Annotated in this window: 26 protein-coding genes and 1 tRNA gene; 17 read left to right on the forward strand and 10 right to left on the reverse strand. The window is 71.0% G+C overall.

What is annotated here, in order from left to right; translation table 11 throughout:
- Positions 1–143 precede the first annotated feature (143 nt).
- From ACL06G_RS00140 to ACL06G_RS00155, 4 genes are all read left to right on the forward strand, one after another.
- Positions 144–602, forward strand: a complete 459-nt coding sequence (locus ACL06G_RS00140; protein ID WP_412835142.1) for a phage holin family protein — start codon at positions 144–146, stop codon at positions 600–602.
- Between the two features lie 12 nt (positions 603–614).
- Positions 615–1,550 carry an alpha/beta fold hydrolase gene (locus ACL06G_RS00145; protein WP_412784890.1) on the forward strand — a complete coding sequence of 312 codons (936 nt, stop codon included), beginning with the start codon at positions 615–617 and terminating at the stop codon, positions 1,548–1,550.
- Positions 1,551–1,704: 154 nt separating this feature from the next.
- Complete coding sequence (locus ACL06G_RS00150) at positions 1,705–1,890, forward strand: hypothetical protein (protein WP_412784889.1); 186 nt, start codon at positions 1,705–1,707, stop codon at positions 1,888–1,890.
- 356 nt (positions 1,891–2,246) lie between these two features.
- Positions 2,247–2,576 carry a WhiB family transcriptional regulator gene (locus tag ACL06G_RS00155; RefSeq protein ID WP_412784888.1) on the forward strand — a complete coding sequence of 110 codons (330 nt, stop codon included), beginning with the start codon at positions 2,247–2,249 and terminating at the stop codon, positions 2,574–2,576.
- An 87-nt stretch (positions 2,577–2,663) separates the two neighbouring features.
- Here the strand turns inward: ACL06G_RS00155 and bagB are convergent, their stop codons facing one another.
- Both bagB and bagA read right to left on the reverse strand, forming a co-directional pair.
- Positions 2,664–4,067, reverse strand: coding sequence for an ArsA family ATPase (bagB, locus tag ACL06G_RS00160; RefSeq protein WP_412835143.1), 1,404 nt, complete (start codon positions 4,065–4,067; stop codon positions 2,664–2,666).
- Positions 4,064–5,053, reverse strand: coding sequence for an ATPase BagA (bagA, locus tag ACL06G_RS00165; RefSeq protein ID WP_412784886.1), 990 nt, complete (start codon positions 5,051–5,053; stop codon positions 4,064–4,066). The genes bagB and bagA overlap by 4 nt, the downstream gene beginning before the upstream one ends.
- A 110-nt stretch (positions 5,054–5,163) precedes the next feature.
- Here bagA and sp36 point away from each other — a divergent pair, with 110 nt between their 5' ends.
- The 4 genes from sp36 to ACL06G_RS00185 all read left to right on the forward strand — a co-directional run bounded on the left by sp36 (position 5,164) and on the right by ACL06G_RS00185 (position 7,637).
- Entirely contained in the window at positions 5,164–5,319 is a 156-nt protein-coding gene (gene sp36, locus ACL06G_RS00170; protein ID WP_412784885.1) for a Sp36 family protein, read from the forward strand.
- Positions 5,316–5,789 (forward strand): RidA family protein, encoded by a 474-nt coding sequence (locus tag ACL06G_RS00175; RefSeq protein ID WP_412784884.1) that lies wholly within the window; start codon positions 5,316–5,318, stop codon positions 5,787–5,789. Before sp36 ends, ACL06G_RS00175 begins: the two co-directional genes overlap by 4 nt.
- A 115-nt stretch (positions 5,790–5,904) precedes the next feature.
- Positions 5,905–6,807, forward strand: coding sequence for an NUDIX hydrolase (locus ACL06G_RS00180; protein ID WP_412784883.1), 903 nt, complete (start codon positions 5,905–5,907; stop codon positions 6,805–6,807).
- Positions 6,804–7,637 carry an MBL fold metallo-hydrolase gene (locus tag ACL06G_RS00185; RefSeq protein ID WP_412784882.1) on the forward strand — a complete coding sequence of 278 codons (834 nt, stop codon included), beginning with the start codon at positions 6,804–6,806 and terminating at the stop codon, positions 7,635–7,637. The genes ACL06G_RS00180 and ACL06G_RS00185 overlap by 4 nt, the downstream gene beginning before the upstream one ends.
- 102 nt (positions 7,638–7,739) lie before the next feature.
- Here ACL06G_RS00185 and ACL06G_RS00190 read toward each other — a convergent pair whose 3' ends face one another.
- Positions 7,740–8,414 (reverse strand): Crp/Fnr family transcriptional regulator, encoded by a 675-nt coding sequence (locus tag ACL06G_RS00190; RefSeq protein ID WP_027765274.1) that lies wholly within the window; start codon positions 8,412–8,414, stop codon positions 7,740–7,742.
- A gap of 411 nt (positions 8,415–8,825) precedes the next feature.
- On the opposite strand from ACL06G_RS00190, the gene nth reads away from it, so the two are divergent.
- Genes nth through ACL06G_RS00210 form a run of 4 tightly spaced genes read left to right on the forward strand, consistent with a single transcriptional unit; the run spans position 8,826 to position 13,775 of the window.
- On the forward strand, positions 8,826–9,572 hold the full coding sequence (gene nth / locus ACL06G_RS00195) for an endonuclease III (protein WP_412784911.1): 747 nt from the start codon (positions 8,826–8,828) through the stop codon (positions 9,570–9,572).
- On the forward strand, positions 9,569–10,279 hold the full coding sequence (locus ACL06G_RS00200; RefSeq protein ID WP_412784881.1) for an NUDIX hydrolase: 711 nt from the start codon (positions 9,569–9,571) through the stop codon (positions 10,277–10,279). The genes nth and ACL06G_RS00200 overlap by 4 nt, the downstream gene beginning before the upstream one ends.
- A gap of 12 nt (positions 10,280–10,291) precedes the next feature.
- Complete coding sequence (locus ACL06G_RS00205) at positions 10,292–11,494, forward strand: MarP family serine protease (RefSeq protein ID WP_412784880.1); 1,203 nt, start codon at positions 10,292–10,294, stop codon at positions 11,492–11,494.
- Between the two features lie 43 nt (positions 11,495–11,537).
- Positions 11,538–13,775 carry a transglycosylase domain-containing protein gene (locus tag ACL06G_RS00210; protein ID WP_412784879.1) on the forward strand — a complete coding sequence of 746 codons (2,238 nt, stop codon included), beginning with the start codon at positions 11,538–11,540 and terminating at the stop codon, positions 13,773–13,775.
- 103 nt (positions 13,776–13,878) lie between these two features.
- Here the strand turns inward: ACL06G_RS00210 and ACL06G_RS00215 are convergent, their stop codons facing one another.
- Positions 13,879–14,343: a GatB/YqeY domain-containing protein gene (locus ACL06G_RS00215; RefSeq protein WP_412784878.1), complete on the reverse strand. Its 465-nt coding sequence runs from the start codon at positions 14,341–14,343 to the stop codon at positions 13,879–13,881.
- A gap of 130 nt (positions 14,344–14,473) precedes the next feature.
- On the opposite strand from ACL06G_RS00215, the gene ACL06G_RS00220 reads away from it, so the two are divergent.
- The 4 genes from ACL06G_RS00220 (at position 14,474) to ACL06G_RS00235 (ending at position 18,478) form a co-directional block, all read left to right on the forward strand.
- A complete protein-coding gene (locus tag ACL06G_RS00220) occupies positions 14,474–15,415 on the forward strand; it encodes a metallophosphoesterase (RefSeq protein WP_412784877.1) in 942 nt (313 codons plus the stop codon).
- A gap of 83 nt (positions 15,416–15,498) precedes the next feature.
- Positions 15,499–15,572 (forward strand) — tRNA-Pro (locus ACL06G_RS00225).
- A gap of 397 nt (positions 15,573–15,969) precedes the next feature.
- The gene (locus ACL06G_RS00230) at positions 15,970–17,211 is read left to right on the forward strand and encodes an NsdA family TPR-like regulatory protein (RefSeq protein WP_412835144.1); all 1,242 of its coding nucleotides are present in this window, start codon (positions 15,970–15,972) and stop codon (positions 17,209–17,211) included.
- A gap of 364 nt (positions 17,212–17,575) precedes the next feature.
- A complete protein-coding gene (locus tag ACL06G_RS00235; protein ID WP_412784875.1) occupies positions 17,576–18,478 on the forward strand; it encodes an ATP-grasp domain-containing protein in 903 nt (300 codons plus the stop codon).
- A gap of 607 nt (positions 18,479–19,085) precedes the next feature.
- On the opposite strand, the gene ACL06G_RS00240 is transcribed toward ACL06G_RS00235, so the two are convergent.
- The 3 genes from ACL06G_RS00240 to ACL06G_RS00250 all read right to left on the reverse strand — a co-directional run bounded on the left by ACL06G_RS00240 (position 19,086) and on the right by ACL06G_RS00250 (position 20,939).
- Positions 19,086–19,925 (reverse strand): ATP-grasp domain-containing protein, encoded by an 840-nt coding sequence (locus ACL06G_RS00240; RefSeq protein ID WP_412784874.1) that lies wholly within the window; start codon positions 19,923–19,925, stop codon positions 19,086–19,088.
- A 144-nt stretch (positions 19,926–20,069) separates the two neighbouring features.
- Positions 20,070–20,489, reverse strand: coding sequence for a rodlin (locus tag ACL06G_RS00245; RefSeq protein ID WP_412835145.1), 420 nt, complete (start codon positions 20,487–20,489; stop codon positions 20,070–20,072).
- Positions 20,490–20,522: 33 nt separating this feature from the next.
- Positions 20,523–20,939 carry a rodlin gene (locus tag ACL06G_RS00250; RefSeq protein WP_412784872.1) on the reverse strand — a complete coding sequence of 139 codons (417 nt, stop codon included), beginning with the start codon at positions 20,937–20,939 and terminating at the stop codon, positions 20,523–20,525.
- Between the two features lie 169 nt (positions 20,940–21,108).
- Between ACL06G_RS00250 and ACL06G_RS00255 the strand changes: the two genes are divergently transcribed.
- On the forward strand, positions 21,109–22,944 hold the full coding sequence (locus tag ACL06G_RS00255) for a S9 family peptidase (RefSeq protein ID WP_412784871.1): 1,836 nt from the start codon (positions 21,109–21,111) through the stop codon (positions 22,942–22,944).
- On the opposite strand, the gene ACL06G_RS00260 is transcribed toward ACL06G_RS00255, so the two are convergent.
- From ACL06G_RS00260 to ACL06G_RS00270, 3 genes are read right to left on the reverse strand one after another with little or no spacing between them, the layout of a single operon-like run.
- A complete protein-coding gene (locus tag ACL06G_RS00260; RefSeq protein WP_412784870.1) occupies positions 22,856–23,743 on the reverse strand; it encodes an SURF1 family protein in 888 nt (295 codons plus the stop codon). The genes ACL06G_RS00255 and ACL06G_RS00260 overlap by 89 nt on opposite strands.
- A gap of 19 nt (positions 23,744–23,762) precedes the next feature.
- Positions 23,763–25,046 (reverse strand): hypothetical protein, encoded by a 1,284-nt coding sequence (locus tag ACL06G_RS00265; protein ID WP_412784869.1) that lies wholly within the window; start codon positions 25,044–25,046, stop codon positions 23,763–23,765.
- Positions 25,043–25,723, reverse strand: coding sequence for a SigE family RNA polymerase sigma factor (locus tag ACL06G_RS00270; RefSeq protein WP_412784868.1), 681 nt, complete (start codon positions 25,721–25,723; stop codon positions 25,043–25,045). Before ACL06G_RS00270 ends, ACL06G_RS00265 begins: the two co-directional genes overlap by 4 nt.
- Positions 25,724–25,812: the final 89 nt, after the last annotated feature.

A 25,812-nucleotide genomic window follows, 5' to 3' on the forward strand; every position in this document is an offset into this window, starting at 1 on the left:
ATCCCGACGACGCGGGGGCACCGGAGGACGGCGCGGTCCGTTCCGGTGCCCCCGCGTCGCGCGTGGATACCCCCGCGAGGCAGGTGATCCGGCATCATCGGGTGACGGACCGGCAAGTGAAGAACCGAGAACAGGGAGAGCCGATGAGCACAGCCGCCGACGACCGGAGCCTGGGCCAACTGGTCGCCTCGGCCACCACGGAGCTGTCCGCCCTGGTGCACGACGAGATCGCGCTGGCCAAGGCGGAACTCCGTCACGACGTGAAACGGGGCGCCATCGGGGGCGGTGCCGCGGTCGTCGCCGTGGTTCTGGTCCTGTTCTCGCTGCCGGTGCTGAGTTTCGCCGCCGCCTACGGTCTCCACAACCTGGGGCTGGGCCTCGCCTTGTCCTTCCTGTTCACGGGTCTTGCGTTCATGGTGCTGGCGGCGCTGCTGGGTCTGGTCGCCAAGGCCGTCCTGAAGCGGATCTCACCGCCGAAGCAGGCCATCATCGACTCGGCCAAGGAGTCCGCGGCGGTGCTCCAGCACGCCAAGCCGCACCCCCGGCCCGACACCGGCCGCTCCGCAACGCCCTCCGTGAGCATGGAGAAGTCCTCGGTGTGAAACTCTCGGGGCATGGCACACCCCGACAGCACCGCAGCAGTCGTCCGGCCCGAGGGGCCCTGGCTGCACCGTGACGTGGCCGCGAACGGCGCGCGGTTCCACATCGCCGAACTCGGCGACGGGCCGCTGGTGCTGCTGCTGCACGGCTTCCCGCAGTACTGGTGGACCTGGCGGCACCAACTGACGGCGCTCGCCGCGGCGGGCTACCGGGCGGTGGCGATGGACCTGCGCGGCGTCGGCGGCAGCGACCGCACACCGCGCGGCTACGACCCGGCGAACCTGGCGCTGGACGTCACCGGGGTGATCCGCTCGCTCGGCGAACCCGACGCAGCCCTGGTCGGACACGACCTGGGCGGCTACCTGGCGTGGACGGCCGCCGTGATGCGCCCGAAACTGATCCGCCGTCTCGCGGTCGCCTCGATGCCGCACCCGCGACGCTGGCGCGCCGCGATGCTGACGGATCTCCGGCAGACGGCGGCCGGGCGTCACGTGTGGGGCTTTCAGCGCCCCTGGATCCCGGAACGCCGCCTCACCGCCGACAACGGCGCGCTGGTGGGCCGTCTGATCCGGGAGTGGTCGGGCCCCAAGCTGGACGAGAGCCTGGACGACGCCTCGCTGGACCGGTTCCGGCGCGCCATGTGCATTCCGTCCACGGCCCACTGCTCGGTGGAGCCCTACCGGTGGTTGGTGCGCTCCCTGGCCCGGCCGGACGGCGTGCAGTTCAACCGGCGGATGAAGCGACCGGTGCGCGTCCCGACCCTGCATCTGCACGGCTCGCTCGATCCGGTACTGCGCACCCGGAGCGCTGCCGGGTCCGGGGAGTACGTCGAGGCGCCCTACCGGTGGCGGTTGTTCGACGGGCTCGGCCACTTTCCGCACGAGGAGGACCCGGAGGTGTTCTCCACCGAACTCGTCGACTGGCTGCGCGACCCCGAGCCCGACCGCTGACCCGCCCGCCCGGGCACGTCTGCCGGCCGCTCCCGCCGCACCGTCACCCCCGCGCATACCAACCCGACACGTCTCGCACATGTGCCCGGAACATACGCCCGACGGGTGAGACTTGGACGGTTATCGACCATGGGGTCCGGGCACAGTCGGGGGTATGGGCTTGACGCACGACCACCGCGACGTGGCACGCGAGCACAACCTTCCGGAGGGGGAGCGCCCGGGTGGGCGCAGAAGCCCTCTGACGCACCGGGACCCCCGCGATCCGGCCATCGGCATCCCGCGCATCCTCCAGCGCCGCGCCCGCTGGGTCGGTGCCCGACTGCGGCATCCCCGCAGCTGACGCACCGCCACCGCAGCTGCCCCGGAGTGCGCTTCGCCGACCGCCCGGCCCCGGGCGCGTCGCATTCCGGCCTGCCCGCTCCGGCCCCGTGCCGGGCGGACCCACCGGATACGCCCCTGCCTTCCCGGACCCGGCGCCCGGCAATCGTCCGGCGCCACCGGAAAAGCGCAGGTTGCCGCGGCGTCACTCCGTTGGGTGACTTGCCGCGTACGCATAGTCCGTTCGGGCCATTCAAGATTGGACCCGCAGGGGGTGGTGCGGCGTGCACGCGCTTCCGTAACGTCCTGGACTGGCAACGGTGAATATGCCGCTTGCCGCCGTGGGGGAGCCTCGATTCGGGAGAGGACGGCACCGGCATGAGCTGGGTTACCGACTGGAGTGCGCAGGCGGCCTGCCGCACGACCGATCCGGACGAACTGTTTGTGCAGGGGGCGGCACAGAACCGCGCCAAGGCTGTCTGCACCGGATGCCCGGTGCGTACGGAGTGCCTGGCGGACGCCCTGGACAACCGCGTCGAGTTCGGCGTGTGGGGAGGTATGACGGAGCGGGAGCGCAGGGCGCTGCTGCGCCGCCGGCCGACCGTCACGTCGTGGCGGCGGCTGCTGGAGACGGCACGTTCGGAGTACGAGCGCGGCGGCGAGGGCGACGACGTCCAGCAGGACGCGTTCGACGCAGTGGTCGCGTAGAGGCTGGACGACGGCGGGACTCCGGTCGGGCCAACGGCCGGACACGCCCGCCCGCCGTCGCACGTCCGCTTCCGTCCCGTCCGCCGGCTACTGCCCGGTCCCGGCGGCCCCCGACTGGCGTGCCAGCAGTCCGCCGACCGCGCGCAGACCGTCCAGATCGTGCACATCGCCTGCCAGCGCCGCCACTTCGGCGACCGGCACCTGGGGAAAGCGGGCGACGAACCGGTCACGGGTGCGACGCTCACGCGCCATCACCCGCATCCGTTCCGCATGGAGCCGCAGCAGGCCCGTCGCCAGCGCCGCATCGGCGGCGTCCGGGGCCACGGCCCGCGCCGCGCCCGCGGAACGCGCAGCGGAGCGCACCGAGTTCGCCGATACCGAATCCTCGCGGCGGGGGGAGCCCTCGGAAGAGGTGTCGGCGGGGACTTCGGCGGCACGGCGGGCGCGCACACCGCCACCCTCCTGTGCCTTCCCCTCCCGATGATCCACAATGTCGGTTTCCTCAAGATTTTCTGCGACCGCCAGCGCCCGCTCCGCGCTCAGCGCCGAAGCGCCGCTGCTGTGCATGCGGTTGAGCACCAGCCCGGCGAGGGGCATGCGCTCCTCCGTCAGCCGTTCCACGAAGTACGCCGCCTCGCGCAGCGCGTCCTGTTCGGGAGCGGCGACGACGAGGAACGCGGTGTCGGACCCCTGGAGCAGCCGGTACGTCGCGTCGGCGCGGTTGCGGAACCCGCCGAACGTGGAGTCCATGGCGGCCACGAACGTCTGCACGTCCCGCAGCAGCGAGGCGCCGAGCAGCTTGTCCAGCGCCCCGGTGACCACCGACAGCCCGGCGACCCCCAGGTTCACGAACTTCATGCCGGCCCTGCCGCCTGCCTTCGCCGGCGCGGTGAGCAGACGGATGAACCGGCCGTCGAGGAAGGACCCCAGACGTTGCGGCGCGTCCAGGAAGTCCAGGGCCGATCGGCTCGGCGGGGTGTCGACGACGATGAGGTCCCACTCGTCGCGCGCCCTGAGCTGCCCCAGTTTCTCCATCGCCATGTACTCCTGGGTACCGGCGAAGCCCGCGGACAGCGAGGCGTAGAAGGGGTTCTCCAGAATGGCGCGGGCCCGGTCCTCGTCCGCGTGCGCCTCGACGACCTCGTCGAACGTCCGCTTCATGTCGAGCATCATGGCGTGGAGTTCGCCGCCCTTGTCCTCGGCGACACCCGGGACCCGGCGCGGATTGTTGTCCAGCTCGTCGAGCCCCATCGACTGCGCGAGCCGCCGGGCCGGGTCGATGGTGAGCACCACGACCTTCCGGCCGCGTTCCGCCGCCCGCAGTCCCAGGGCCGCGGCGGTGGTGGTCTTGCCGACACCACCCGAGCCGCAGCACACCAGGATGCGCGTCTGCGGATCGTCCAGCAACGGGTCGGCCCGCAGGGCCGACGGGTCGCCGAACGGACGGCCGGCAGCCCGCCGGCCCGCGCCGCGTGCACGTGCCGCACTCATTCCCGAACCCCCTGGTGTCCGAGGTCGTCCGCGAGCCAGTAGAGGCCGGCGAGGTCCACTCCGTCGGCGAGGGACTCCAGTTCGTGCACCCGGAGCCCCAGGCCGTCGATCGCGGAACGCTGTTCACGTTCCAGCTCCAGCCGCGCCACGTGCTCGCGCCCCTGCTGCAGCAACGGACCGGCCAGCTTCTCCGCCCTGCCGCCGCGGCGCGCACCGCCCAGGCCGGCAGCGGCGAGGACCCGTGCCACGCCGTCCGCCGTCACGTCCGGGCCCTCGGCCACCGCGGCGGCGGCACGGTCGTCCAGCAGCTGCGGGCGCAGCATGTTGACGATCACCGCTCCCACCGGCAGTCCGGCGGCGCGGAGTTCCGCCACGCCGTCCACCGTCTCCTGGACCGGCATCTCCTCCAGCAGCGTGACCAGGTGGACGGCCGTCTCCGGCGACTTGAGCACGCTCATCACCGCCTGCGCCTGCCGGTGGACCGGGCCGACCCGCGCCAGCCCCGCCACTTCGTCGTTGACGCCGAGGAATCGCGTTATCCGCCCGGTGGGAGGGGCGTCCATCACCACGGCGTCGTACGCCCACCGGCCCTCCCGGTCGCGGCGCCGCACCGCCTCGCACACCTTGCCGGTCAGCAGCACGTCCCGGAGCCCCGGGGCGATGGTGGTCGCGAAGTCGATGGCGCCCATCCTGCGCAGCGCCCGCCCGGCGCCGCCCATGCGGTAGAACATCTGGAGGTAGTCGAGCAACGCGCGTTCCGCGTCGACCGCGAGTGCGTACACCTCGCCTCCGCCGTGCGTGACGGCGATCTTGCGTTCCTCGTAGGGCAGCGCCTCCGTCTCGAAGAGCTGTGCGATCCCCTGCCGCCCCTCGACCTCGACGAGGAGCGTGCGCCGCCCGTCCGAGGCCAGGGCGAGCGCGAGTGCGGCGGCGACCGTCGTCTTGCCGGTCCCGCCCTTGCCGGACACCACGTGCAGCCTGCTCACGCTCCGGAGCCTAACCAGGAGACGCGGATGTCACGCGCATCAGGGGGCCGCGTCGGCTCCGGGTGGGCCGTACGGGCCCCGGCAGGACGGCAGACGCTAGGGTCGGGGGCATGACGAAGTGGGAATACGCGACGGTACCGCTGCTGGTGCACGCGACGAAGCAGATCCTGGACACCTGGGGCGAGGACGGCTGGGAGCTCGTCCAGGTCGTTCCCGGCCCGAACAGCGAGCAGCTCGTGGCCTACCTGAAGCGGGAGAAGGCGTGAGCGGCGGCGGCTCGGTCGAGGCGCGGATCGCCGAACTCGGCCTGACCCTGCCGGAGGTCGCCGCGCCCGCGGGTGCCTACGTCCCGGCAGTCCGCAGCGGACAGTACGTCTACACCGCCGGACAGGTCCCGTTCGTGAACGGGGAGCTGCCCGCATCCGGCAAGGTCGGCGCCGCGGTGTCGCCGGAACGGGCCAAGGAACTGGCCGGGGTGTGCGCCCTGAACGCACTGGCCGCCGTCAAGTCGGCCGTCGGCGACCTTGACCGCATCGCGCGGGTCGTGAAGGTCGTCGGGTTCGTCGCCTCGGCTCCGGACTTCACCGCCCAGCCGGGCGTGGTCAACGGCGCGAGCGAACTGCTCGGCGAGGTGCTGGGAGAGAAGGGCGTGCATGCCCGCAGCGCCGTCGGCGTGGCCGTGCTGCCGCTGGACGCGCCCGTCGAGGTCGAGATCCAGGTCGAGCTGACCGACTGACACCGCCGCGGCCTTCCGCGGGTGCGCCACCCGCCCCGGCACGCAGCAGGACAGGGTGCCGGGCATCGCCCGGCACCCCTCGAACATCCGGACGGTGCCCCGTAGCATCCGCCTCATGACCTCCACCAACGGCCAGTGGTACCCGCCGGAGTGGCCGGAGCGCATCCGGGCCCTCGCGGCGGGCGACCTCACCCCGGTCACGCCCCGCCGCGCGGCCACCGTCATGCTGCTCCGCGCGTCCCGCCGGGCCGCCGCGACGCCGGCGGAACCGGCCGGTGCCGGCTTCGACGTGTACATGCTCCGGCGCCGGGCCTCCATGGCGTTCGCCGGAGGTGCCTACGCCTACCCGGGCGGCTCCGTCGACCCGCGTGACGAGGCCGCCGAGACGGAACTCGGCTGGGCAGGACCGGCCCGCTCGGTGTGGGCCGTGCGCTTCGGCACGGACGAAGCGACCGCGCAGGGCATCGTGTGCGCGGCCGTCCGCGAAACCTTCGAGGAGTCCGGGGTCCTGCTGGCGGGCCCGGACGCCACGACCGTGGTGGCCGACACCACCGGGGACGGCTGGGAAGCCGACCGGGCCGCGCTCGTCGCCCGCGAACTCTCCTTCGCCGACTTCCTCTCCCGCCGCGGCCTGCTGCTGCGCAGCGACCTGCTCGGCGCCTGGACCCGCTGGATCACGCCCGAGTTCGAGGCGCGGCGCTACGACACGTGGTTCTTCGTCGCCGTCCTGCCCGAGGGGCAGCGCACCCGGAACGCCTCCTCGGAGGCCGACCGCACGGTGTGGATCACCCCCGCCGAGGCCGCCGCCGGCTACGACCGCGGCGACCTGCTCATGATGCCGCCCACGATCGCGACGCTGCGCCAGCTGCAGGAGCACGACACTCCGGGCGGCGCGCTGGAGAGTTCGGCCGAGCGCGACCTCGCTCCCGTGCTGGCGCAGGCCCGGCTCGACGACGAGGGCAGGATCGAACTGAGCTGGCCCGGCCACGACGAGTTCACGAAGCGGGTCGCGCCATGACCGGCGCCGCCGCACTCCCCGGGCGCCCGCTGGGCGGTCCCATCCACGGCACCGGAACCGACCGGGCCCGCTGCGTGCTGGCGCCGAACCCGTCGCCGATGACCCTGGACGGCACGAACACCTGGATCGTCGCCGAGCCGGACTCCGAGGCCGCGGTCGTCGTCGACCCCGGTCCGCTGGACGAGGGCCACCTCCACGAGGTCGTCGCCGCGGTCGAGCGCGCGGGCCGCCGGGTGGGTCTGACCCTGCTCACCCACGGCCACGCCGACCACGCCGAGGGGGCGGCGCGGTTCGCGGAGCTGACGCGCACACCGGTGCGCGCACTCGATCCGGAGCTGCGGCTCGGCGAGGAGGGGCTGGAGGCCGGCGACGTGATCAGCACCGGCGGGCTGGAGATGCGGGTCGTCCCCACGCCCGGCCACACCTCCGACTCGCTGTCGTTCCACCTGCCGGCCGACCGCGCCGTGCTCACCGGGGACACGGTCATCGGGCGGGGTACCACGATGGTCGCGCATCCGGACGGGAAACTGGGCGACTACCTGGAGTCGCTGCGGCGACTGCGCTCCCTGGCCGTGGACGACGGCGTCGCGACCGTCCTGCCCGGGCACGGGCCGCTGCTGGAGGACGCGCAGGGCGCCCTCGACCATTACCTGGCCCACCGGGCCGAGCGCCTGGCACAGGTCGAGTCGGCCGTCGCGGCGGGGCACCGGACGGCCCCGGAGGTCGTCGCCACCGTGTACGCGGACGTGGACCGCTCGCTGTGGCCGGCCGCGGAGCTCTCCGTGCGTGCCCAGCTGGAGTACCTGGCCGGCGGTCACCGGACGCCGTAGCCGCTGGCCGCTCCGCAGCGCGCAGCCGCCGCGCGCCGTCGGCGGGGCACCCTCGCCACCGCGGCCCTGCGGCCCGTCGGCCGGGCTGCCCGCCCGCCGACGTCAGCGGCTGCGCTTGGCGAGGCGCTCGATGTCCAGCAGGATCACGGCGCGGGCCTCCAGGCGCAGCCAGCCGCGCCCGGCGAAGTCGGCCAGGGCCTTGTTGACGGTCTCGCGCGAGGCGCCCACGAGCTGCGCCAGCTCCTCCTGCGTGAGGTCGTGCACCACGTGGATGCCCTCCTCGGACTGCACGCCGAAGCGGCGCGACAGGTCCAGAAGCTGCTTCGCGACCCGGCCCGGCACGTCGGAGAAGACGAGGTCGGACATCGAGTCGTTGGTGCGCCGGAGCCGCCGTGCGATGGCCCGCAGCAGCGCCGAAGCGACCTCGGGCCGCACGTTCAGCCAGGGCTGCAGGTCGTTGTGGCCCAGCCCCAGCAGCTTGACCTCGGTCAGCGCCGACGCAGTCGCCGTACGCGGTCCGGGGTCGAAGAGGGAGAGCTCACCGATGAGCTCACCGGGGCCGAGCACGGCCAGCATGTTCTCCCGACCGTCCGGCGAGGTGCGGTGCAGCTTCACCTTGCCCTCGGTGACCACGTAGAGACGGTCGCCGGGGTCCCCTTCGTGGAAGAGTGCTTCGCCGCGGGCGAGCGTCGTCTCGGTCATGGAGGCGCGCAGCTCGGCGGATTGCTCCTCATCGAGCGCCGCGAAGAGCGGTGCGCGCCGCAGAACGTCGTCCACGAGTTCTCTCCTTGTCGACCTGCCCATGGAGCTTGTGGCCCCATGATGCCGGACGGTACAGCGGTGCGATCAGTCACAAGTTTGACGTACCTGCGCAGCCCGCCCTACGGCAGGGGGCCGATTGAGCTGTGAATTGCGCTCGTGCGGGGCGATCGTCGGCCCGCCCCCGTAGGCTGGCCGAGTGTCCAATACCCCGGTGAAGCACGCAGGAAGGGGGCCGGGCGGGTGACGGAAACAGAAGATTCCGCTCTGAGCGAACAGGACCCCGCGCACCACCCCGGAGCGACGAAATCCGCACGCTCGGTGAAAACCGGGCGGAAGACGGCGACCCCGCCGTCCCGGAAAGCGAAGCCGCCCGCACCGGCACGCGGCGCCGCCTCCACCCGCCGCAGGCCGGAATCCCGCCTGGCGATGGTGCGGCGCGCCCGGCGCATGAACCGCGAGCTGGCGGAGATCTACTCCTACGCCCACCCGGAGCTCGACTTCACGAACCCGTACCAGCTGCTCGTCGCGACCGTGCTGTCCGCGCAGACCACCGACCTCCGCGTCAACCAGACCACCCCCGCGCTGTTCGCCGCGTACCCCACCCCGGAGGACATGGCGGCGGCCGACCCGGAACGGCTCGAGGAGCTGCTCCGCCCCACGGGCTTCTTCCGCGCCAAGGCCAAGTCCGTCCAGGGCCTGTCCGCCGCGCTCGTGGAACGCTTCGACGGCGAGGTCCCGGGCACCATGACCGAGCTGGTAAGCCTCCCCGGCGTCGGCCGGAAGACCGCCAACGTGGTCCTCGGCAACGCCTTCGGCGTGCCCGGGCTGACGGTCGACACCCACTTCGGCCGCCTGGTGAGGCGATTCGGCTGGACCGAGCAGACGGACCCGGAGAAGGTCGAGGCCGAGATCGCGGAGATCTTCCCCCGGAACGAGTGGACGATGCTGTCGCACCGGCTCATCTTCCACGGCCGCCGCGTCTGCCACGCGCGGAAACCCGCCTGCGGCGCCTGCCCCATCGCCCCCCTGTGCCCCTCCTACGGCGAGGGCGAGACCGATCCGGAGAAGGCGAAGAAGCTCCTCAAGTACGAGATGGGCGGCAAGCCGGGACAGCGGCTCGCACCACCGGCGGACTACCCGGGCGAACCGGCGCCGCCGCTGGGGGCGCGGTGACCTTCCCCGCACCCGGGCCGCAGCACCACGACGCCGCACCCCGCCCCGTCGCGGTGCGCGTCGACGGCCTGCCCGAGTGGCTGCTGCCCGTGCTCGGCGCCGTGGCGACCGTCTCGCCGGAGCAACTGAGCCGCTTCCTGCCGCCGGAGGGCGGCGGCAGGCCGTCCGCCGTACTCATCCTCTTCGGCGAGGGCCCGCACGGCCCGGAACTGCTGCTCATGGAACGCGCCGGCAGTCTCCGCACGCACGCCGGGCAACCCTCCTTCCCGGGCGGGGCGCTCGACCCGGAGGACGGCCCGCAGGACGGAGACGGCCCACTGCGGGCGGCACTGCGCGAGGCCGAGGAGGAGACCGGCCTCGACCCCGCAGGCGTCCAGCTGTTCGCCACCCTGCCCGCGCTCTACATACCGGTGAGCGACTTCACGGTCACCCCCGTGCTCGGCTGGTGGCACAGCCCCACCCCGGTGGCACCGGTGGACACCGCGGAGACCGCCCGGGTGTTCACCGTGCCGGTCAAGGACCTCACCGACCCGGCGCACCGGGTCACCGTCGTCCACCCCAGCGGCTACCGCGGCCCCGCCTTCACCGTCGGCTCCACACTGGTCTGGGGTTTCACCGCCGGACTCATCGACCGGATCCTGCACCTCACGGGCTGGGAGCGCCCCTGGGACCGCGACATCACCGTCCCCCTCGATCGGCAGGCATGAGACGGTGACGCGGTGAACGTCCTGGACATACTGCTCGTGCTCGCAGCCCTGTGGTTCGCCTTCGTCGGCTACCGGCAGGGCTTCGTCGTCGGCGTCCTGTCCGTGATCGGCTTCCTCGGCGGAGGACTGGTCGCGATCCTCGTACTGCCGGTGCTCTGGCACGAGTTGACCGACGACGCCCCGCCGGGGGCAGCCGGCGCGGCCGCAGCCGTCTTCGTCGTCATCCTCTGCGCCTCCGTGGGACAGGCGTTCACCACCCACCTCGGCAACAGGCTGCGCCGCCACATCACCTGGTCACCGGCGCGCATGCTCGACGCCACCGGCGGCGCGCTCGTCAACGTCCTCGCGATGCTGCTCGTCGCCTGGCTCATCGGCTCCGCCCTGGCGGGCACGGCCCTCCCGACCGTCGGCAAGGAGGTGCGGGACTCCCGCATCCTGCTCGGCGTCTCACGCGTCGTCCCGGAACAGGCGAACGGCTGGTTCGCCGAGTTCTCCGCCGTCCTGGCCCAGAACGGGTTCCCGCAGGTGTTCGCGCCGTTCTCCCGCGAGCCCATCACGGCCGTACCGCCGCCGGACCCGCGGCTGGCCGAGAGCCGGGTCGTCACCAGGGCGGAACGGTCCATCGTGAAGGTCGTCGGGACGGCGGACGGCTGCGACAAGGTGCTGGAGGGCACCGGGTTCGTGTTCGACGACGGCCGCGTCATGACGAACGCGCACGTCGTCGGCGGCGTCGACGCGCCGACCGTGCAGGTCGGCGGCGAAGGCCGGCAGTACAGCAGCACCGTGGTGCTGTACGACTGGGAGCGCGACATCGCCGTCCTCGACGTCCCCGACCTGCAGGCTCCCGCACTGCAGTTCACCGACTCCGCGGCCACCCGCGGCGACGACGCGATCATCGCCGGCTTCCCGGAGAACGGCGCCTTCGACGTACGGCCCGCCCGCGTGCGCGGCACGATCCGCGCCGACGGCCCCGACATCTACCACCGCGGCACCGTGCGCCGCGAGGTGTACTCCCTGTACACCACCATCCGGCAGGGCAACTCCGGCGGACCGCTCCTCACCCCCGAGGGCGAGGTGTACGGGGTGGTCTTCGCCAAGTCCCTGGAGAACGACCGCACGGGATACGCGCTGACCGCACGCGAGGTGCGGCCCGACGTCGAGGCGAGCGACACCGAGGAACTCGGCCCCGTCGACAGCCAGGGCTGCGCCCTGTAGCTCCCGGCGCTCGACGCGTCCACCCGTCGTCTAGGCTTCCGTCATGGCTTTGAAGCGCGCGGGCGGAATGTCCCTGTTCCAGCAGGTCGCACGGTTCGTCGGAGTCAGTGTGCTCGCGGGCACGGTCACCGCCGGCATCGCGCTGCCCGGCTTCGGCCTCGTCGGGCTGGCCGCGAAGGGCACGGTCGAAGGGTTCGACGAACTCCCCGCCAAGCTGAAGCGGCCGCCGCTGAGCCAGCGCACCACGATCCTCGACAGCACCGGCGAGGAGATCGCGAAGGTCTACTCCCGCGACCGCACCGTCGTCGACCTGCAGCAGATGTCCCCGTACGTGCGGAAGGCCGTCGTCGCGACCGAGGACTCCCGCTTCTACCAGCACGGCGCGGTCGACCTGAAGGGCGTGCTGCGGGCGATGAACGAGAACGCCCAGTCCGGCCAGGTCAGTCAGGGCGCCTCCACGCTGACCCAGCAGTACGTCAAGAACGTCTTCGTCGAGGCCGCCGGCGACAACGCGGAAGCGGTCGCCGAAGCCACCCGGCAGACCGTCGGCCGGAAGATCCGCGAACTGAAGTACGCCATACAGGTCGAGGAGGAGCTCACCAAGAAGCAGATCCTCGAGAACTACCTCAACATCACCTACTTCGGGCAGGGAGCGTACGGCGTCGAAGCCGCCTCCCAGAGGTTCTTCTCCACGTCGGCCGCGAAGCTGGACCTCCACCAGGCCGCGCTGCTGGCCGGCCTGGTGCAGTCACCGAGCTACTACGACCCCACCGTCAATCCCGACCGTGCGCTGCAGCGCCGGAACACCGTGCTGCAGCGGATGGCCTCCAGCGGCAGCATCTCCCGCGAGGAGGCGCAGGCCGCGAAGAAGAAGGAGCTGGGGCTGGACATCAGCCAGCCCCAGGAGGGCTGCATCACCGCCACCAAGGACGCCGCCTTCTTCTGCGACTACGTCAAGGAGGCCTTCCTCTCCAGCCCCGCCTTCGGCAAGACCTACAAGGACCGCAGGAAACGCTGGGACCAGGGCGGCCTGACGATCAGGACCACACTCGACCCCAAGACCCAGGCCTCCGTCCAGAAGGCGATCAACGCGCACGTGGACGGCGACGACCCGGTCGCCGGCGCGGCAGCCGTGGTGGAGCCCGGCACGGGCAAGATCCTCGGGATGGGCCAGTCCCGCCCGTACGGCTTCCAGGAGCACCAGACGCAGATCAACCTGTCGGCGGACCACGCCATGGGCGGTTCGACGTACGGCTTCCAGGTGGGCTCGACCTTCAAGGCGTTCACCGCGGCCGCGGCACTGGAGAACGGCATCAGTCCCGCACAGACCTACAGCACGGGCCACGAGGTCGCGCTGAACAAGGAGGACTACACGGACTGCGAGGGCAAGCCGGTCGGCGAGGGCGGATTCACCGTCCCGAACGAGCTGGAGAGCGAGAAGGGCACCTGGGACATGTCCAGCGCCCTCGCGAAGTCGATCAACACCTACTTCATGAAGCTCGAACAGCAGGTGGGTCTGTGCAAGACGCGCGAGCTGGCCGAGAAGGCGGGCTTCTCGCTGGGCAGCGGACAGCCGATGCCGCTGGTGCCCTCGCTCACTCTCGGTGTCGGGGAGTCGACCACCCTGACCATGGCGAGCGCGTACGCCACCTTCGCCAACCGCGGCGAGTACTGCTCGCCCGTGGCCATCGAGTCCGTCACCGACGCCACGGGAGCCACGATGAAGGTGCCGGAGAGCGAGTGCCGGCGGGCCATGTCCGAGAAGACGGCGGACACCATCAACGCCATGCTCTCGGGAGTCATGCAGGACGGCACGGGGACCGCCGCCGGCCTCACCGACCGCGACAACGCCGGAAAGACGGGGACCACCGACTCCCGCCACAACGCCTGGTTCGTGGGCTACACCCCCGACGTCTCCACCGCGGTCTGGGTCGGCGGCGACGGGGCCGAACAGGTGTCCATGGTCGACATCACCATCGGCGGCCAGTACTACGACAAGGTCTGCGGCGGCTGCCTGCCCGGCCCCATCTGGCGCGACGTGATGACCGGCGCGCTGGCCGGCGTGCCGCCCACGGCGTTCCACGACGTCGACGTGCCCCGCGCCCGGCCGGACAAGCCGAAGGACGACAAGGACAGGGGCAGGGGCAACGACGGGGACCGCCCGGGCAACGGCGGCGACTCGCCCTGGCCGGACATCTCCATCCCGCCGGACATCCTCGGCGGCGGTGGGAACGGCGGCGGCTGGGGCAACGGCGGCGGCCGTGGCACCGGAGGCCGCTGACCGCCACCGCACAACGAGCGGCACAGCACGAGAGGGGCGTTCCCGCACGGGGAACGCCCCTCTCGTGCTGTCGCCGTCGTGTCGCCGGGGGCCGGGCCCGGCCTCAGCCTGCCAGCGTCTTCTTCACCATCGCGGCCACCCGGCCGCCCTCGGCCCGGCCCGCCACCTTCGGGTTCACGATCTTCATCACGGCACCCATGGCCCTGGGGCCCTCGGCGCCCTGTGCCTTCGCCTCCTCGACGGACTCCGTCACCAGCCGCTCCAGCTCCTCGTCCGACAGCGGCTGCGGCAGGTACTCCGCCAGCACCTCGCCCTCGGCCCGCTCGCGCTCGGCCTGCTCCGTACGCCCGCCCTGGTGGAAGGCCTCGGCGGCCTCGCGCCGCTTCTTCGCCTCGCGGGCCAGCACCTTCTGCACCTCGTCGTCGGAGAGCTCACGGGAACGGGTCCCCGAAACCTCCTCCTTGCTGACGGCGGTGAGGGTCATCCGAAGGGTCGCGGAGCGCAGCTCGTCGCGCGCCTTCATCGCTGCGGTCAGGTCGTCCTGCAGCCGGGACTTGAGCGTGGTCATGGCACCTGAGTCTGCCAGCATCCACTCCCTGCCGCCCACCGGGTTCCCCGCGCGGCCCGGCGCCGGCGGACCCGCGGGGCCCGGCAGCGCGACCGTGCACGCTCCGTGCCGTGTCTGCGACCATGGTCGGATGCGCGCCCGATACGGAATTCCCCTCGGTGTCACGGCCGGTGTACTGGCGGCGGGCACCGCGGCCCTGACCTACGCCACGGCGATCGAGCCGCGCGCCTTCCGGCTGCGCCGCGTCACCGTCCCGGTCCTGCCCGAGGGGGCGCCGCCGCTCAGAGTGCTCCAGGTGTCCGACATCCACATGGTGTGCGGCCAGCGGAAGAAGGCGGGCTGGCTCCGTTCCCTGGCCGGCCTCCGTCCGGACTTCGTGATCAACACCGGGGACAACCTCTCCGACACCGAGGCCGTCCCCGAGGTGCTGGACGCGCTCGGCCCGCTGATGGAGTTCCCCGGGGCGTACGTCTTCGGCTCGAACGACTACTACGGGCCGCGCTTCCGCAACCCGGCCCGGTACCTGGTCGAGAAGGCGCAGGGACGCCACGGGCTGAACGGCAACGCCCCGGTCGTCGACGCCGTCCACAACCCGTGGGAGGACCTGCGGGACGCGTTCGACGCGGCGGGCTGGGTCGGGCTCACCAACACCCGCGGCCGCCTCAAGATCGCCACCGGGCAGGAGATCGCCCTCACCGGCCTCGACGACCCGCACATCAAGCGCGACCGGTACGCCGAGGTGTCCGGGGGCCCGGAGTCCGGTGCCGACCTGTCCCTCGCCGTGGTGCACGCCCCGTACCTGCGGGTGCTGGACGCCTTCACCGCCGACCGCTACCCGCTGATCCTCGCCGGGCACACGCACGGCGGGCAGATCTGCATCCCCTTCCGCGGCGCCCTGGTCACCAACTGCGACCTCGACACCGAGCGGGTGAAGGGCCTCTCCACCCACCGCGCCGGCGGCCACCTCTCGTACCTGCACGTCTCGGCGGGCTGCGGCGCCAACCGGTACACCCCGGTCCGCTTCGCCTGCCCTCCGGAGGCCACCCTGCTCACTCTCACCCCGGCCGCCTGACCAGCAACGGCACGCTCAGCCCGGCCGCGCGAAACCGGATTTCGCCTCAGCGCCGACCTGGGCTAGAGTGGTGCGCGTTGCTTCGGGGTGTAGCGCAGCTTGGCAGCGCGCTTCGTTCGGGACGAAGAGGTCGTGGGTTCAAATCCCGCCACCCCGACAGAGGAAACGCAGGTCGGGTCTGGTACTCCATAACGGAGCACCAGGCCCGACGTGTTGTGCGAGACTCCTGGGAGACGGCTGGGAGCCACACTTCTGACAGGCACCGCGGGGCTTCCGCCCCCGGTGGAGCCGCACCCACCTCGATTCACAAGATCGGCCACACCCTGGTTTCGGACATTCAGCCATCCGGCCAGGACAGCGAGACCACCTCACGCGGAACATGATGTTCCACTTCGATGCTCAAGCAACCTTGCATCTCTAGGCCTGTCATGCACTTCGGCCGTTCGATGGGCACCCACATCGGAGCGATTCCTTCACTTCGCAGAAGGCGCAATCTCACCCCTCCTCGCGGGGGCGCCTTGCCATGACCCGCACAGCGACCGGACAGTCGCACCGTGAACACCTTCCGTGCGGGACGCAACGATGCTCTGCGCTCCGTTCTTGATGAAGCATCATGGACATACGGACAACTGGCCATCGCAGTGAATGCGGCTTCCACCCGTACCGGGCGCACCACCCGCTACGACCGCACTGCCGTGGCCCACTGGATCTCCGGAACCAGACCGCGCCCACCGGTGTGTCAGCTCATCCGCGAAGTCCTGTCTGCGCGCCTCGGCCGTCCACTCACGCTGGCGGACATCGGATTCCGCGCACCCACCCCCGAAGCTGCTCGGCCCACCACCCCCTACCAACCCGTGCCCGCTCTCCCGCCAGTGCCCTGTTCGCTCCCTGGCAAAAACGTTCCCTCTGATACGTCGGCCCGTCGGCGCGATCATGCGCTGGGGAGATTCACCGACCTTGCCCTTTACCACCTCGAAGCCTTCGGCAGCGGTTACACCCACAGAACATTTGCAACCCATTTCGAAGAAGCAGCCACCCCGTGGATCGACGGAAACCCCACACCCAGTACGTTGATCCAAACTGCCCGACTCACTCATATTCTCGCACACACCATGGCCGACCTGAACGAAGAAGGGAAGGCCCAGGACTACCACCTGAAATCTGCGCGTCTCGCTTATCGCGCGAACGACCACGAACACTATGCCATTGCGCTGCGTGCTCTCTCCGCACAAGCACTGCGCACCGGCTATCCTCACTTGTCACTGAAGTTCGCACGCCGATCCTTGAGGGCCGTGGAAGGACGACATACAACTCGCAATATTGACGCATACCTGCATGCTCAATTCTCAGCCGCCCTGGCTGCAACACGTCACCGCGAAGAGGCACTGAGCACACTCATGAAGGCCGAGAGGAACCTGGAAAGCGACCCCTTTTCGGTCGGCGACTCCAAGAGCCCTTTCGAAACATATTCGGTGGGAGATTTTTCCTACCAGAAAGCCTCCACTCTTACCAGCCTCGGCGAGCACACCGCTGCTCTCAGGGCTCTCCGCACGTCGCTGCGCGCGCGAGAACCGCATCGGATACGTTCTCGCGCGCTGACGCGAGCACGACTGGCGGAGCTGCTCCATTCCAGCGGTCATATCGAAGCCGCGTGCGAACACTGGCGACACTTCATCGACCAAGCAGTGCAATTGCACTCTGCGCAGGCAACGATGCATGTCATGCGCATGCGGTCGGCTCTTCGGCCGTGGCGCCATGTTCCCGGCGCAGCAGAGCTCCTTGACGACACTGCATGAGACACCGTCCCACTGGTGCGGTGATCACAACAGCAGTAATGCCGGAGGCTCCCTCGTCGAAACCCGAACACGGGAAATTCCGCCTTCTCGGCGAACCGGCCTCGAATGAACCCTGCATGGCAGGCATACTCATACAATGAGACCAGTTGCGCGGAGCGCCTCACGGCATTCAACGCTTTCAACACATCATTCCTTTCCGTAGCTTGCCTCACGCACGGAGACTGTCGTCTCGTGGAACCTCCGGAGCAGTTGGGATGCGCATTCGCCACGACGCATCCGGACGCGGATTTCACCAGTGCCGATGAGCACTGACGGGAGGTTGAAAATGGCAGGTTCCAGCGATCGTAGGTTCGATGTTGCCTACGTGACTTCAGACAAGCCCGACTCGGACTTCGAGGCAACTACTCGAGCCCTCGAGACTGCAGGGTTGACCTGGACTTCGGTCGACTGGAAGGACCAGCACGCACCATGGACTTCCTGTCGTGCAGCCATGGTGCGGAGCACGTGGGACTACGCCGAGAATCGGGATTCATTTCTCGCTTCGATGCATCGGGCATCCATTTTCTGTGATCTCGTCAATCCATTCGATGTCCTCGCGTGGAACACCGACAAAACCTACCTTCGGGATCTGGCCGATTCCGGTTGTGCCGTGGTTCCCACTCTTTGGGTGGATCCGAACGTGTGCAACAGTCGTTCAGCGCTGACCTCTGCCCTTCCGAGGGAATGGACAGATATCGTCGTAAAGCCCACGGTGGGGGCCGGAGGCAGTGGCGCCATGCGCACCCGGAGCGCGGAGAAGGCATCGGCCTATGCGGTCAGCGGTGGCCCTGTGCTGGTGCAGCCGTACCTGAACTCGGTAGACACTGAGGGCGAGTTCTCTCTGGTATACCTGGACGGAAAATTTAGTCATGCAGTACGTCGAGGACCATATCTGCGGCCAGAAACCCTGCGTGGCAGTCTCTTGGTCCCTGAAACGGCCGACTCAGAGTGGGACGTCGCGCCCTGCAACGCAGAGGAAGAATGCAGAGAAGTCGCCGAGCAGGCCCTCAGGACAGTCCCTGTGGATAATCCCCTGCTCTACGCACGAGTTGACCTGCTTCGCGACGACGAGGGTCGCATGCGAATCGCTGAACTCGAGCTGACTGAGCCTTTTCTCTTCCTGGAGTATGCCGAAGGGGCGGCCGACCGACTGGCTTCGGCACTGCGTGACCGGCTCACTGCCGAACCCGGCCCGCTCGGACGCACCTCTCAGCGATCTTCGCGCTGAAAGGAGTAGCCCGCTCTACTGAAATGCGTACATCACCAATGCACTCTTGATGTCTCGGAACGGTCAGTCCTCAGCCGGGCGTGGCGGCATGCGCACGCCTTGCCAGTGAGGTCGGATCACCCTGGGCGATGATCAGTGCGGTGGCCCTCTCGATCGGCACAGCCCGCAACGCGCCTATTCCCGGACTGACAATGGCAGCGCTGCATGCCTGTGAGATGAGGGTTCTCCGTCCCGGGGTTGGCCCGCATTGGCCCTACCGGAAGGGCGACAGCCATCGCCCGCGAGAACCTGCGCCTTCCTCAATGAGGGTCCTGCCCGGGCTCTCCCGAGCGCCGGCCTTGGGCGGGATGATGTGGGGCTCCCCAACGGGTTTGGTTGCTGCGGTCCTGACGGTGCTCCGGGACTTGTGCGCACCTGCTCGATGCGCGGTTGTTCCCGACGCCGTCCGCAAGGACATGGGAGAGGAAGAATGGATCGATCATGAGTGCCATGGTGCTCGTCCCCGATAGCCCCCGCCGCGCCGACACGCCACACGAATGTCCCGAATTGTCCCTGTTCGCATGGGATGCGCGGCCGTAAGGGAAGGTATCCCACTCGCACTGACTTCTCACTGATCCCGCACGGCGCGCAGCGATGCCCGGAGCGCCGTCAGGAACCGGTCGCGCAGCTGGGCGTCGACGAGGTCGAGGGAGAGGTACGGGTTCAGGTCCTCGAGCTCGACGAGCAGCAGTTCTCCCTCGCGCGTGCGGCAGGCGTCGACGCGCTGGATGCCGTGGTCCAGGGTGTTCCAGTCCACGAACCGCTGCGCGAACTCCAGGTCCCTCCCCGTGGGTTCGTAACGGTGCAGCTCCCAACGGCGTTCCGGGTCGGGGGCATTGAGGGCGTACTGGAAGACGCGGTCGACATAGAAGAAGGAGACCTCGTAGCGGAAGTCGACGTGCGGCTGCACCAGATGGGTGCCGTCGTCGAAGGTCAGGGCGTCCAGGTCCTGGCGTTCCAGGATCTCCAGGCCGATGGAGTCGGCCCCCGCCTCGGGTTTGATCACGTAACGCTCCGCGCGCGGGAGGCGCGTGAGGTCGGCGCGGCGGTCGACGGTCGGGATGACGGGGAATCCGGCCCGGCTCAGTTCCGCAAGGTACTGCTTGCCGCGCATGTCGGCGCGGCCCGTGAGGGGGTTGTGGACGCGGGCCCCGGTGCGGTGCGCCGCCGCGCGGAAGGCGTCGTAGGCCTCCCGGTAGTGGATCACCGGGCCGCTGTTGCGGACCAGGCAGAGATCGAAGGAGTCGAGGAGCGCCGCGGCGTCCCGCGGGTGGCAGAGTGCGACGTCGTAGGTGTCGCGCAGCGCGGCGGACAGGTGCGCGTCCTCGTCGCCGTAGCGGCGCCCGCGGGCCGGGTAGGTGAGGTCGGTGACGTACAGCAGGCGGGGGCGGGCGACGGCCGGCGACATGGCTCTCCCGGGTGGCGGCAGTTTCCGCCAACGTACCGGGTGCGGAGGGGGTGGACGACGCCGGGACGACGCGCGGCCCCTCCCCGCATCGGCGGCGGGAAGGGGCCTTCGGAGGGTCGTTCGGCCGTGGGGCCGGGGCTGGTGTCAGCCGTTGCCGTTGGCGGCGCCGTTCTGCGAGATGACCGGCACCTCCTCGAGCAGGTGCGACAGCGGGTCGTCGCCGTCGACCTGGGTCGAGTTCTCGGTGCAGTTCTGGTTGTTCTGGCTCGTCAGCACGTCGTCGACGTTGACGCCGGCGATGAGGCCCAGGCCGTTCAGCACGTTGGTCTTGGTGACCGGCACGGCAATGCACGGCTTGTTCAGCGAGCCGTTGACCAGTGCCATGTTCGGGCTCATGTACCCGCCGGTGGTGGTGTTGCCGTACACCTGGTCGGCGTGGTTGCCGTTCTGGGTGTGGACGCTGCCGTTGGCGTCACCGACGGCGAGGGCGGGGGCGGCGGCAGCAGCGCTGACGCCGACGACGGAGGCCGCGACAGCAGCGGTCGCGCAGACCTTCTTGAGCACGGGAGTTCCTTTCGGGTCGTGACGTGAGGGACGTCAGCCGTTGCCGTTGGCGGCGCCGTTCTGCGAGATGATCGGCACCTCCTCGAGCAGGTGCGACAGCGGGTCGTCGCCGTCGACCTGGGTCGAGTTCTCGGTGCAGTTCTGGTTGTTCTGGCTCGTCAGGATGTCGTTGACGTTGACGCCGACGGCACCGATGCCGTTCAGAACGTTGGTCTTGGTGACCGGCACGGCGACGCACGGCTTGTTCAGCGAGCCGTTGACCAGCGACATGTTCGGGCTCATCTTGCCGCCGGTGGTGGTGTTGCCGTACACCTGCTTGGCGCCGTTGCCGTTCTGGGTGGCCACGCTCCCGTTGCCGTCGCCGAGGGCGAGGGCGGGGGCGGCAGCAGCACCGCTGACACCGACGACGGAAGCAGCGACGGCAGCAGTCGCACAGACCTTCTTGAGCACGAGTATTCCTTCCGGATCATGGAGTGCCCCGGTGCCGGAGCATCCTGGACAACTGCCGCACACGCCGGAAGTTGCCGTGCTTCACTCGTATGGCCCTGTGTAGGCACCTGTACGGACGTACCTGCCCCCACAGGCCGTGACCTCGGCCCGCCACCGCAGAATGGATGCCATGACGACGCACACGGACGACGCCATGCCCGACTGGGAGAAGCGGTTCCGGGCGCCCCGCGTGGGGCTGCCGGAATGGGCGGAGGACGCCCCCGACCGCTCCCTGTTCGTCTCCAACGCGACCGGGACGTTCGAGCTGTACGCCTGGGACCGCGCCACGGGCACCCAGCGGCAGGCCACCGACCGCCCGAACGGCACGACGGACGGTGTCCTGACCCCGGACGGCGCCTGGATCTGGTGGTTCTCCGACACCGACGGCGACGAGTTCGGCGTCTGGATGCGGCAGCCCTTCGAGGGCGGTCCGGACGAGCCGGCCGCGCCGGGGCTCGCGGCCTCCTACCCCGCGGGACTGGCGCTTGGGCGGGACGGCACCGCGGTGATCGGGCGTTCCACCGACGAGGAGGGCTCGACGCTCCACGTCGTGCGCCCCGGGGCGGAGCCGGTGGAGATCTACCGGCACGCGGAGTCCGCGGACGTCGCCGACCTCAGCCACGACGGCGAGCTGATCGCCGTCGAGCACACCGAGCACGGTGACGCGATGCACGCCGCGCTGCGCGTGGTCCGTACCGACGGCTCCACCGTCGCCGAGCTGGACGACACCCGCGGCGGCACGGAGGGCCTGGGCCTGAACGTGCTGGGCTTCGCCCCGGTCGCGGGCGACCCGCGCCTGCTGGTGGGGCACCAGCGCCGGGGGCGCTGGGAGCCGATGGTGTGGAATCCGCTGACCGGCGGGACGGTCGAGGTCGCGCTCGGGCTGCCCGGCGACGTCAGCGCCGAGTGGTACCCGGACGGCAGCGCCCTGCTGGTCGTGCACAGCCACCGGGCCCGCAGCGAGATGTGGCGGTGCCCGCTGACCGCGACCGGTGCGGGCACTCCGGAGCGCCTCCCGACGCCCGCCGGCTCGGTGACCGGGGCGACGAGCCGCCCGGACGGCACCGTCGAATACCTGTGGTCCTCCGCCGCGGAACCGCCGCAGATCCGTTCCACGGGCGGCGGCGTGGTGCTCGACCCGCCGGGGATGAAGGCTCCGGCGTCGGTCGCGGTCGAGGACGCCTGGGTCGAGGGACCCGGCGGGACCGTGCACGCCCTGGTGCAGCGGCCCGCGGGCGAGGGGCCGTTCCCGACGGTCTTCGAGGTGCACGGCGGCCCGACGTGGCACGACAGCGACGCCTTCGCCGGGCAGCCGGCCGCCTGGGTCGACCACGGCTTCGCGGTGGTCCGCGTCAACTACCGCGGCTCGACGGGGTACGGACGGGAGTGGACGGACGCCCTGAAGCACCGCGTCGGGCTGATCGAACTGGAGGACGTCGGGGCGGTCCGCGACTGGGCCGTGTCCTCCGGGCTGGCCGACCCGGACCGGCTGGTGCTGGCGGGCGGCTCCTGGGGCGGCTACCTGACGCTGCTCGGTCTCGGCACGCAGCCCGGCGCCTGGGCCGTGGGCCTGGCGGCGGTACCGGTCGCGGACTACGTCACGGCGTACCACGACGAGATGGAGGCGCTGAAGTCGCTGGACCGGACGCTGCTGGGCGGCACGCCCGAGGAGGTCCCGGACCGGTACGAGGCGTCGTCACCGCTGACCTACGTGGACGCGGTGCGCGCGCCGGTCTACATCTCCGCCGGGGTGAACGACCCGCGGTGCCCGATCCGGCAGGTGGAGAACTACGTGGAACGCCTGGCGGCCCGGGACCACCCGCACGAGGTCTACCGGTACGACGCGGGACACGGCTCGCTCGTCGTGGAGGAGCGGATCAAGCAGCTCCGTCTGGAGATCGACTTCGCCCTGCGCCATCTGCCTCCGGCACGGAACGGCTCTCCGACGCCGACCGGGGTGGCGTGACGGCTCCGCCCGCCGACGGCGCGGGGCCGTCGGCGCCGGGGGCGATCCCCAGCGCCGTGTCCCGCGCCGTCTCGACGTCCCGCCGGAACAGGCGGAACCACATGAAGACGACGAAGCCCGCGAACGCGAACCATTCGGCGGTGTAGCCGAGGTTCTGGAAGGCCTGCATGTCGAGGCCGGTGCCCGCCGGAGCGATCGGCGGCACCGGGCGCAGCGGGCGCTGCGGCTGCTGGACGCTGATCCAGGCGTCGCGCACGTCGTAGGGCACCACGTTGACCAGGGCCGCGCCGCTGACCATGGCGAGTTGCCCCTCGGGCAGACCGCCCGCGGCGTGCACGCCGGGGCTGCCCTCGGATTCGGACACCTGCAGCACCCCGGTCACGGTGACCTCGCCGGGGGGCGGCCCGGGCACCCGGGAGGGATCGGCCTCGCCGGGCAGCCAGCCGCGTACGACGGGCACCGCGGGGCCGGAGGCGGGCCGCAGCAGGGAGAGCACGTAGAAGCCGCGCCGTTCCTCGATGCGCCGGTCGGGGACGAGCAGCGGGTGCGCGGTGTCGTACCGGCCGGTGACGCGCGCGGTGCGGCCGACGGTGTCCGTGGTCGGCGGCAGCAGCCGGGCGAGCGGCTGGGGCGTCGCCTCGACGGCCTGTTCGGCGGCGCGCTCCTGCTGTCGGTGGGTGTCCGCCCGCGCCTCGAAGCGGCTCAGCTGCCAGCTCCCCATGAACAGGCAGACCGGAATCGCCAGCACGACGAACAGGTTGATCCCCCACCACCGCGGGGTCAGCAGGAACCGGTACACGCGTCAACGGTACGTGGCACTATGCGGCGGGCAGCACTCCGGTCCGGTAGAGCGTCCCGGCGCAGGCCTGCTCGATGACGATCTCTCCGACCACCGGTTCGCCGACGTCCGGCGTGTGGGAGACGGCGACGCTCGGCGGAGCCGGGCTCGGCTCGTCACCGTCCGTCGACCCGGTGCTGCCGTCGGTGCTCCCGGAGCCGCCCGAGCCGCCGGACGAACCGGAACCGCCGGTGCCGCCGGAGCTTCCGGAGCTGCCGGAACCGGTTTCCGTGGACCCGTCGGTGCTGCCGTCGCCCGTTTCGGTGCCGGTGTGCTCCGGCGCGCCGTCCTCCTGGAGGCTGCCGGAGGACCCCATGGGCTCGGGGCCGGGGGTGGTCGGCGCGGCGTCGCCCGTCTCTCCGCCGTCGGTGGGCGACGAGGGGCTGCAGCCGGTGGGTCCACCGCCCTCCCGCGGAATCCAGGCGAACCTCACGACGTAGGCGGCCTCGGGTTCCAGTACGACCTCGTCCGCCGCCATGACGGGGTCGGGCAGACCGGTGGCCTCGTCGCCGGTGGTGTGGTCCACGACCTGGACGAGGGCGCTCTTCGCGCTGCCGCGCGCGGTGGCGGTCACGATGCCGTCGCCGTCCACCGTGCACGAGTTCTCGGAGGTGTTGATGACGGTGAAGGCGCCGTGGACCCGGCCCTGCTCGTCCGGTTCGCCGAGGTCGGCCGACCATGCGCCGAGCTGCTCGCGAGTGCAGCCGGGGGACACCGGCCCGAGGGAACTGCTCGGGTCGGGGCCGGTGGACGTGCCGGAGGTGGGGATGCCCACGCCGGCACCCGGCCCGGCCTCGCCGCTCCCGCCGCCGGTACGGCTGCTGCCGTCGGCGGTTCCGGGCGCCTCCCGGCTGCCCGGGGAGGCGGCCTGCTGCTGTGCGAGACGGTCCTGCGCGTGGCCGGCGTTGCGCATCGCCTTGCCGCCGATCGGCCCGAAGTCGGCGTGCCACGCGGCGGACAGACCCACCACGCAGGCCAGTACGGCAGCCGCCGCTCCGACGACCGTGTTGCGGCGCCGGGCACGGCGGGCCCGCACCGCACGGTGCAGGTCGTCGAGCACCCCGGGCGTGGGTTCGATGTCGCGGACGGTGTCCCGCAGCAGATGGCGCAGCGCGTCCTCGTCGAGCGGTTCCGGGGCCGACGGGCCGCGGTCGTCGCCCGGGGCGGCGGCGCCGTCCGCGGGGTCCGGGGCGTCCCCGGGGCGCGCGGCGTCCCCGGGGCCCGTGGGCTCCGTCCCACCGTGCCGGTGGTGCTCCTCGCTCATGCCGCCGCCTCCATGGCGACGCGGAGGGCGGCGATGCCGCGCGAGCCGTACGCCTTCACGGAGCCGAGCGAGAGGCCGAGGACCTCGGCGACCTGCGCCTCTGTCATGTCGGCAAAATACCGCAGTACGAGCACCTCGCGCTGCCGCCGCTGCAGGCCCCGCAGCGCGCGCTTGAGTTCGTCCCGTTCCATGCGGTCGTACGCGCCCTCCTCGGCACTCGCCATGTCCGGCATCGGCTTCGAGAGGAGCTTCATGCCCAGGATGCGGCGCCGCAGCGTGGACCGGGAGAGGTTCACCACGGTCTGCCGCAGGTAGGCCAGCGTCTTCTGCGGGTCGCGCACCCGCTTGCGGGCGGAGTGCACGCGGATGAAAGCCTCCTGGACGACGTCCTCGCAGGAGGCGGTGTCGTCGAGGAGGAGGGCGGCGAGCCCGAGGAGCGAGCGGTAGTGGGTGCGGTAGGTCTCGGTGAGGTGGTCGACAGTGGTGCCCGCTGTCATCGCGCTGTCAGCGTCTGCGCGGACGGACGGCACCGCTCCCGAGGACGCCGCCGGCTGCGAGGCCGACCACGGCGCCATCACGGGCACCCCTCCCCCACCGCCGCGCCGCCTCGGGCGGACACGGACACTGCCAGGAGCTGTCGCGATTCCCCATACCTCTGCCACGCCTGTTGGACACATCCACCCCCGTCAGGGTTGTACGCGGAGGCGAGTGCAGTCGACCGTGCCGTACGTGCTCTCCGAACTCCCATGCGCGCCCCCACCCGTTT

It is taken from the genome of Streptomyces callyspongiae (assembly GCF_047200695.1).
GTDB lineage: Bacteria > Actinomycetota > Actinomycetes > Streptomycetales > Streptomycetaceae > Streptomyces.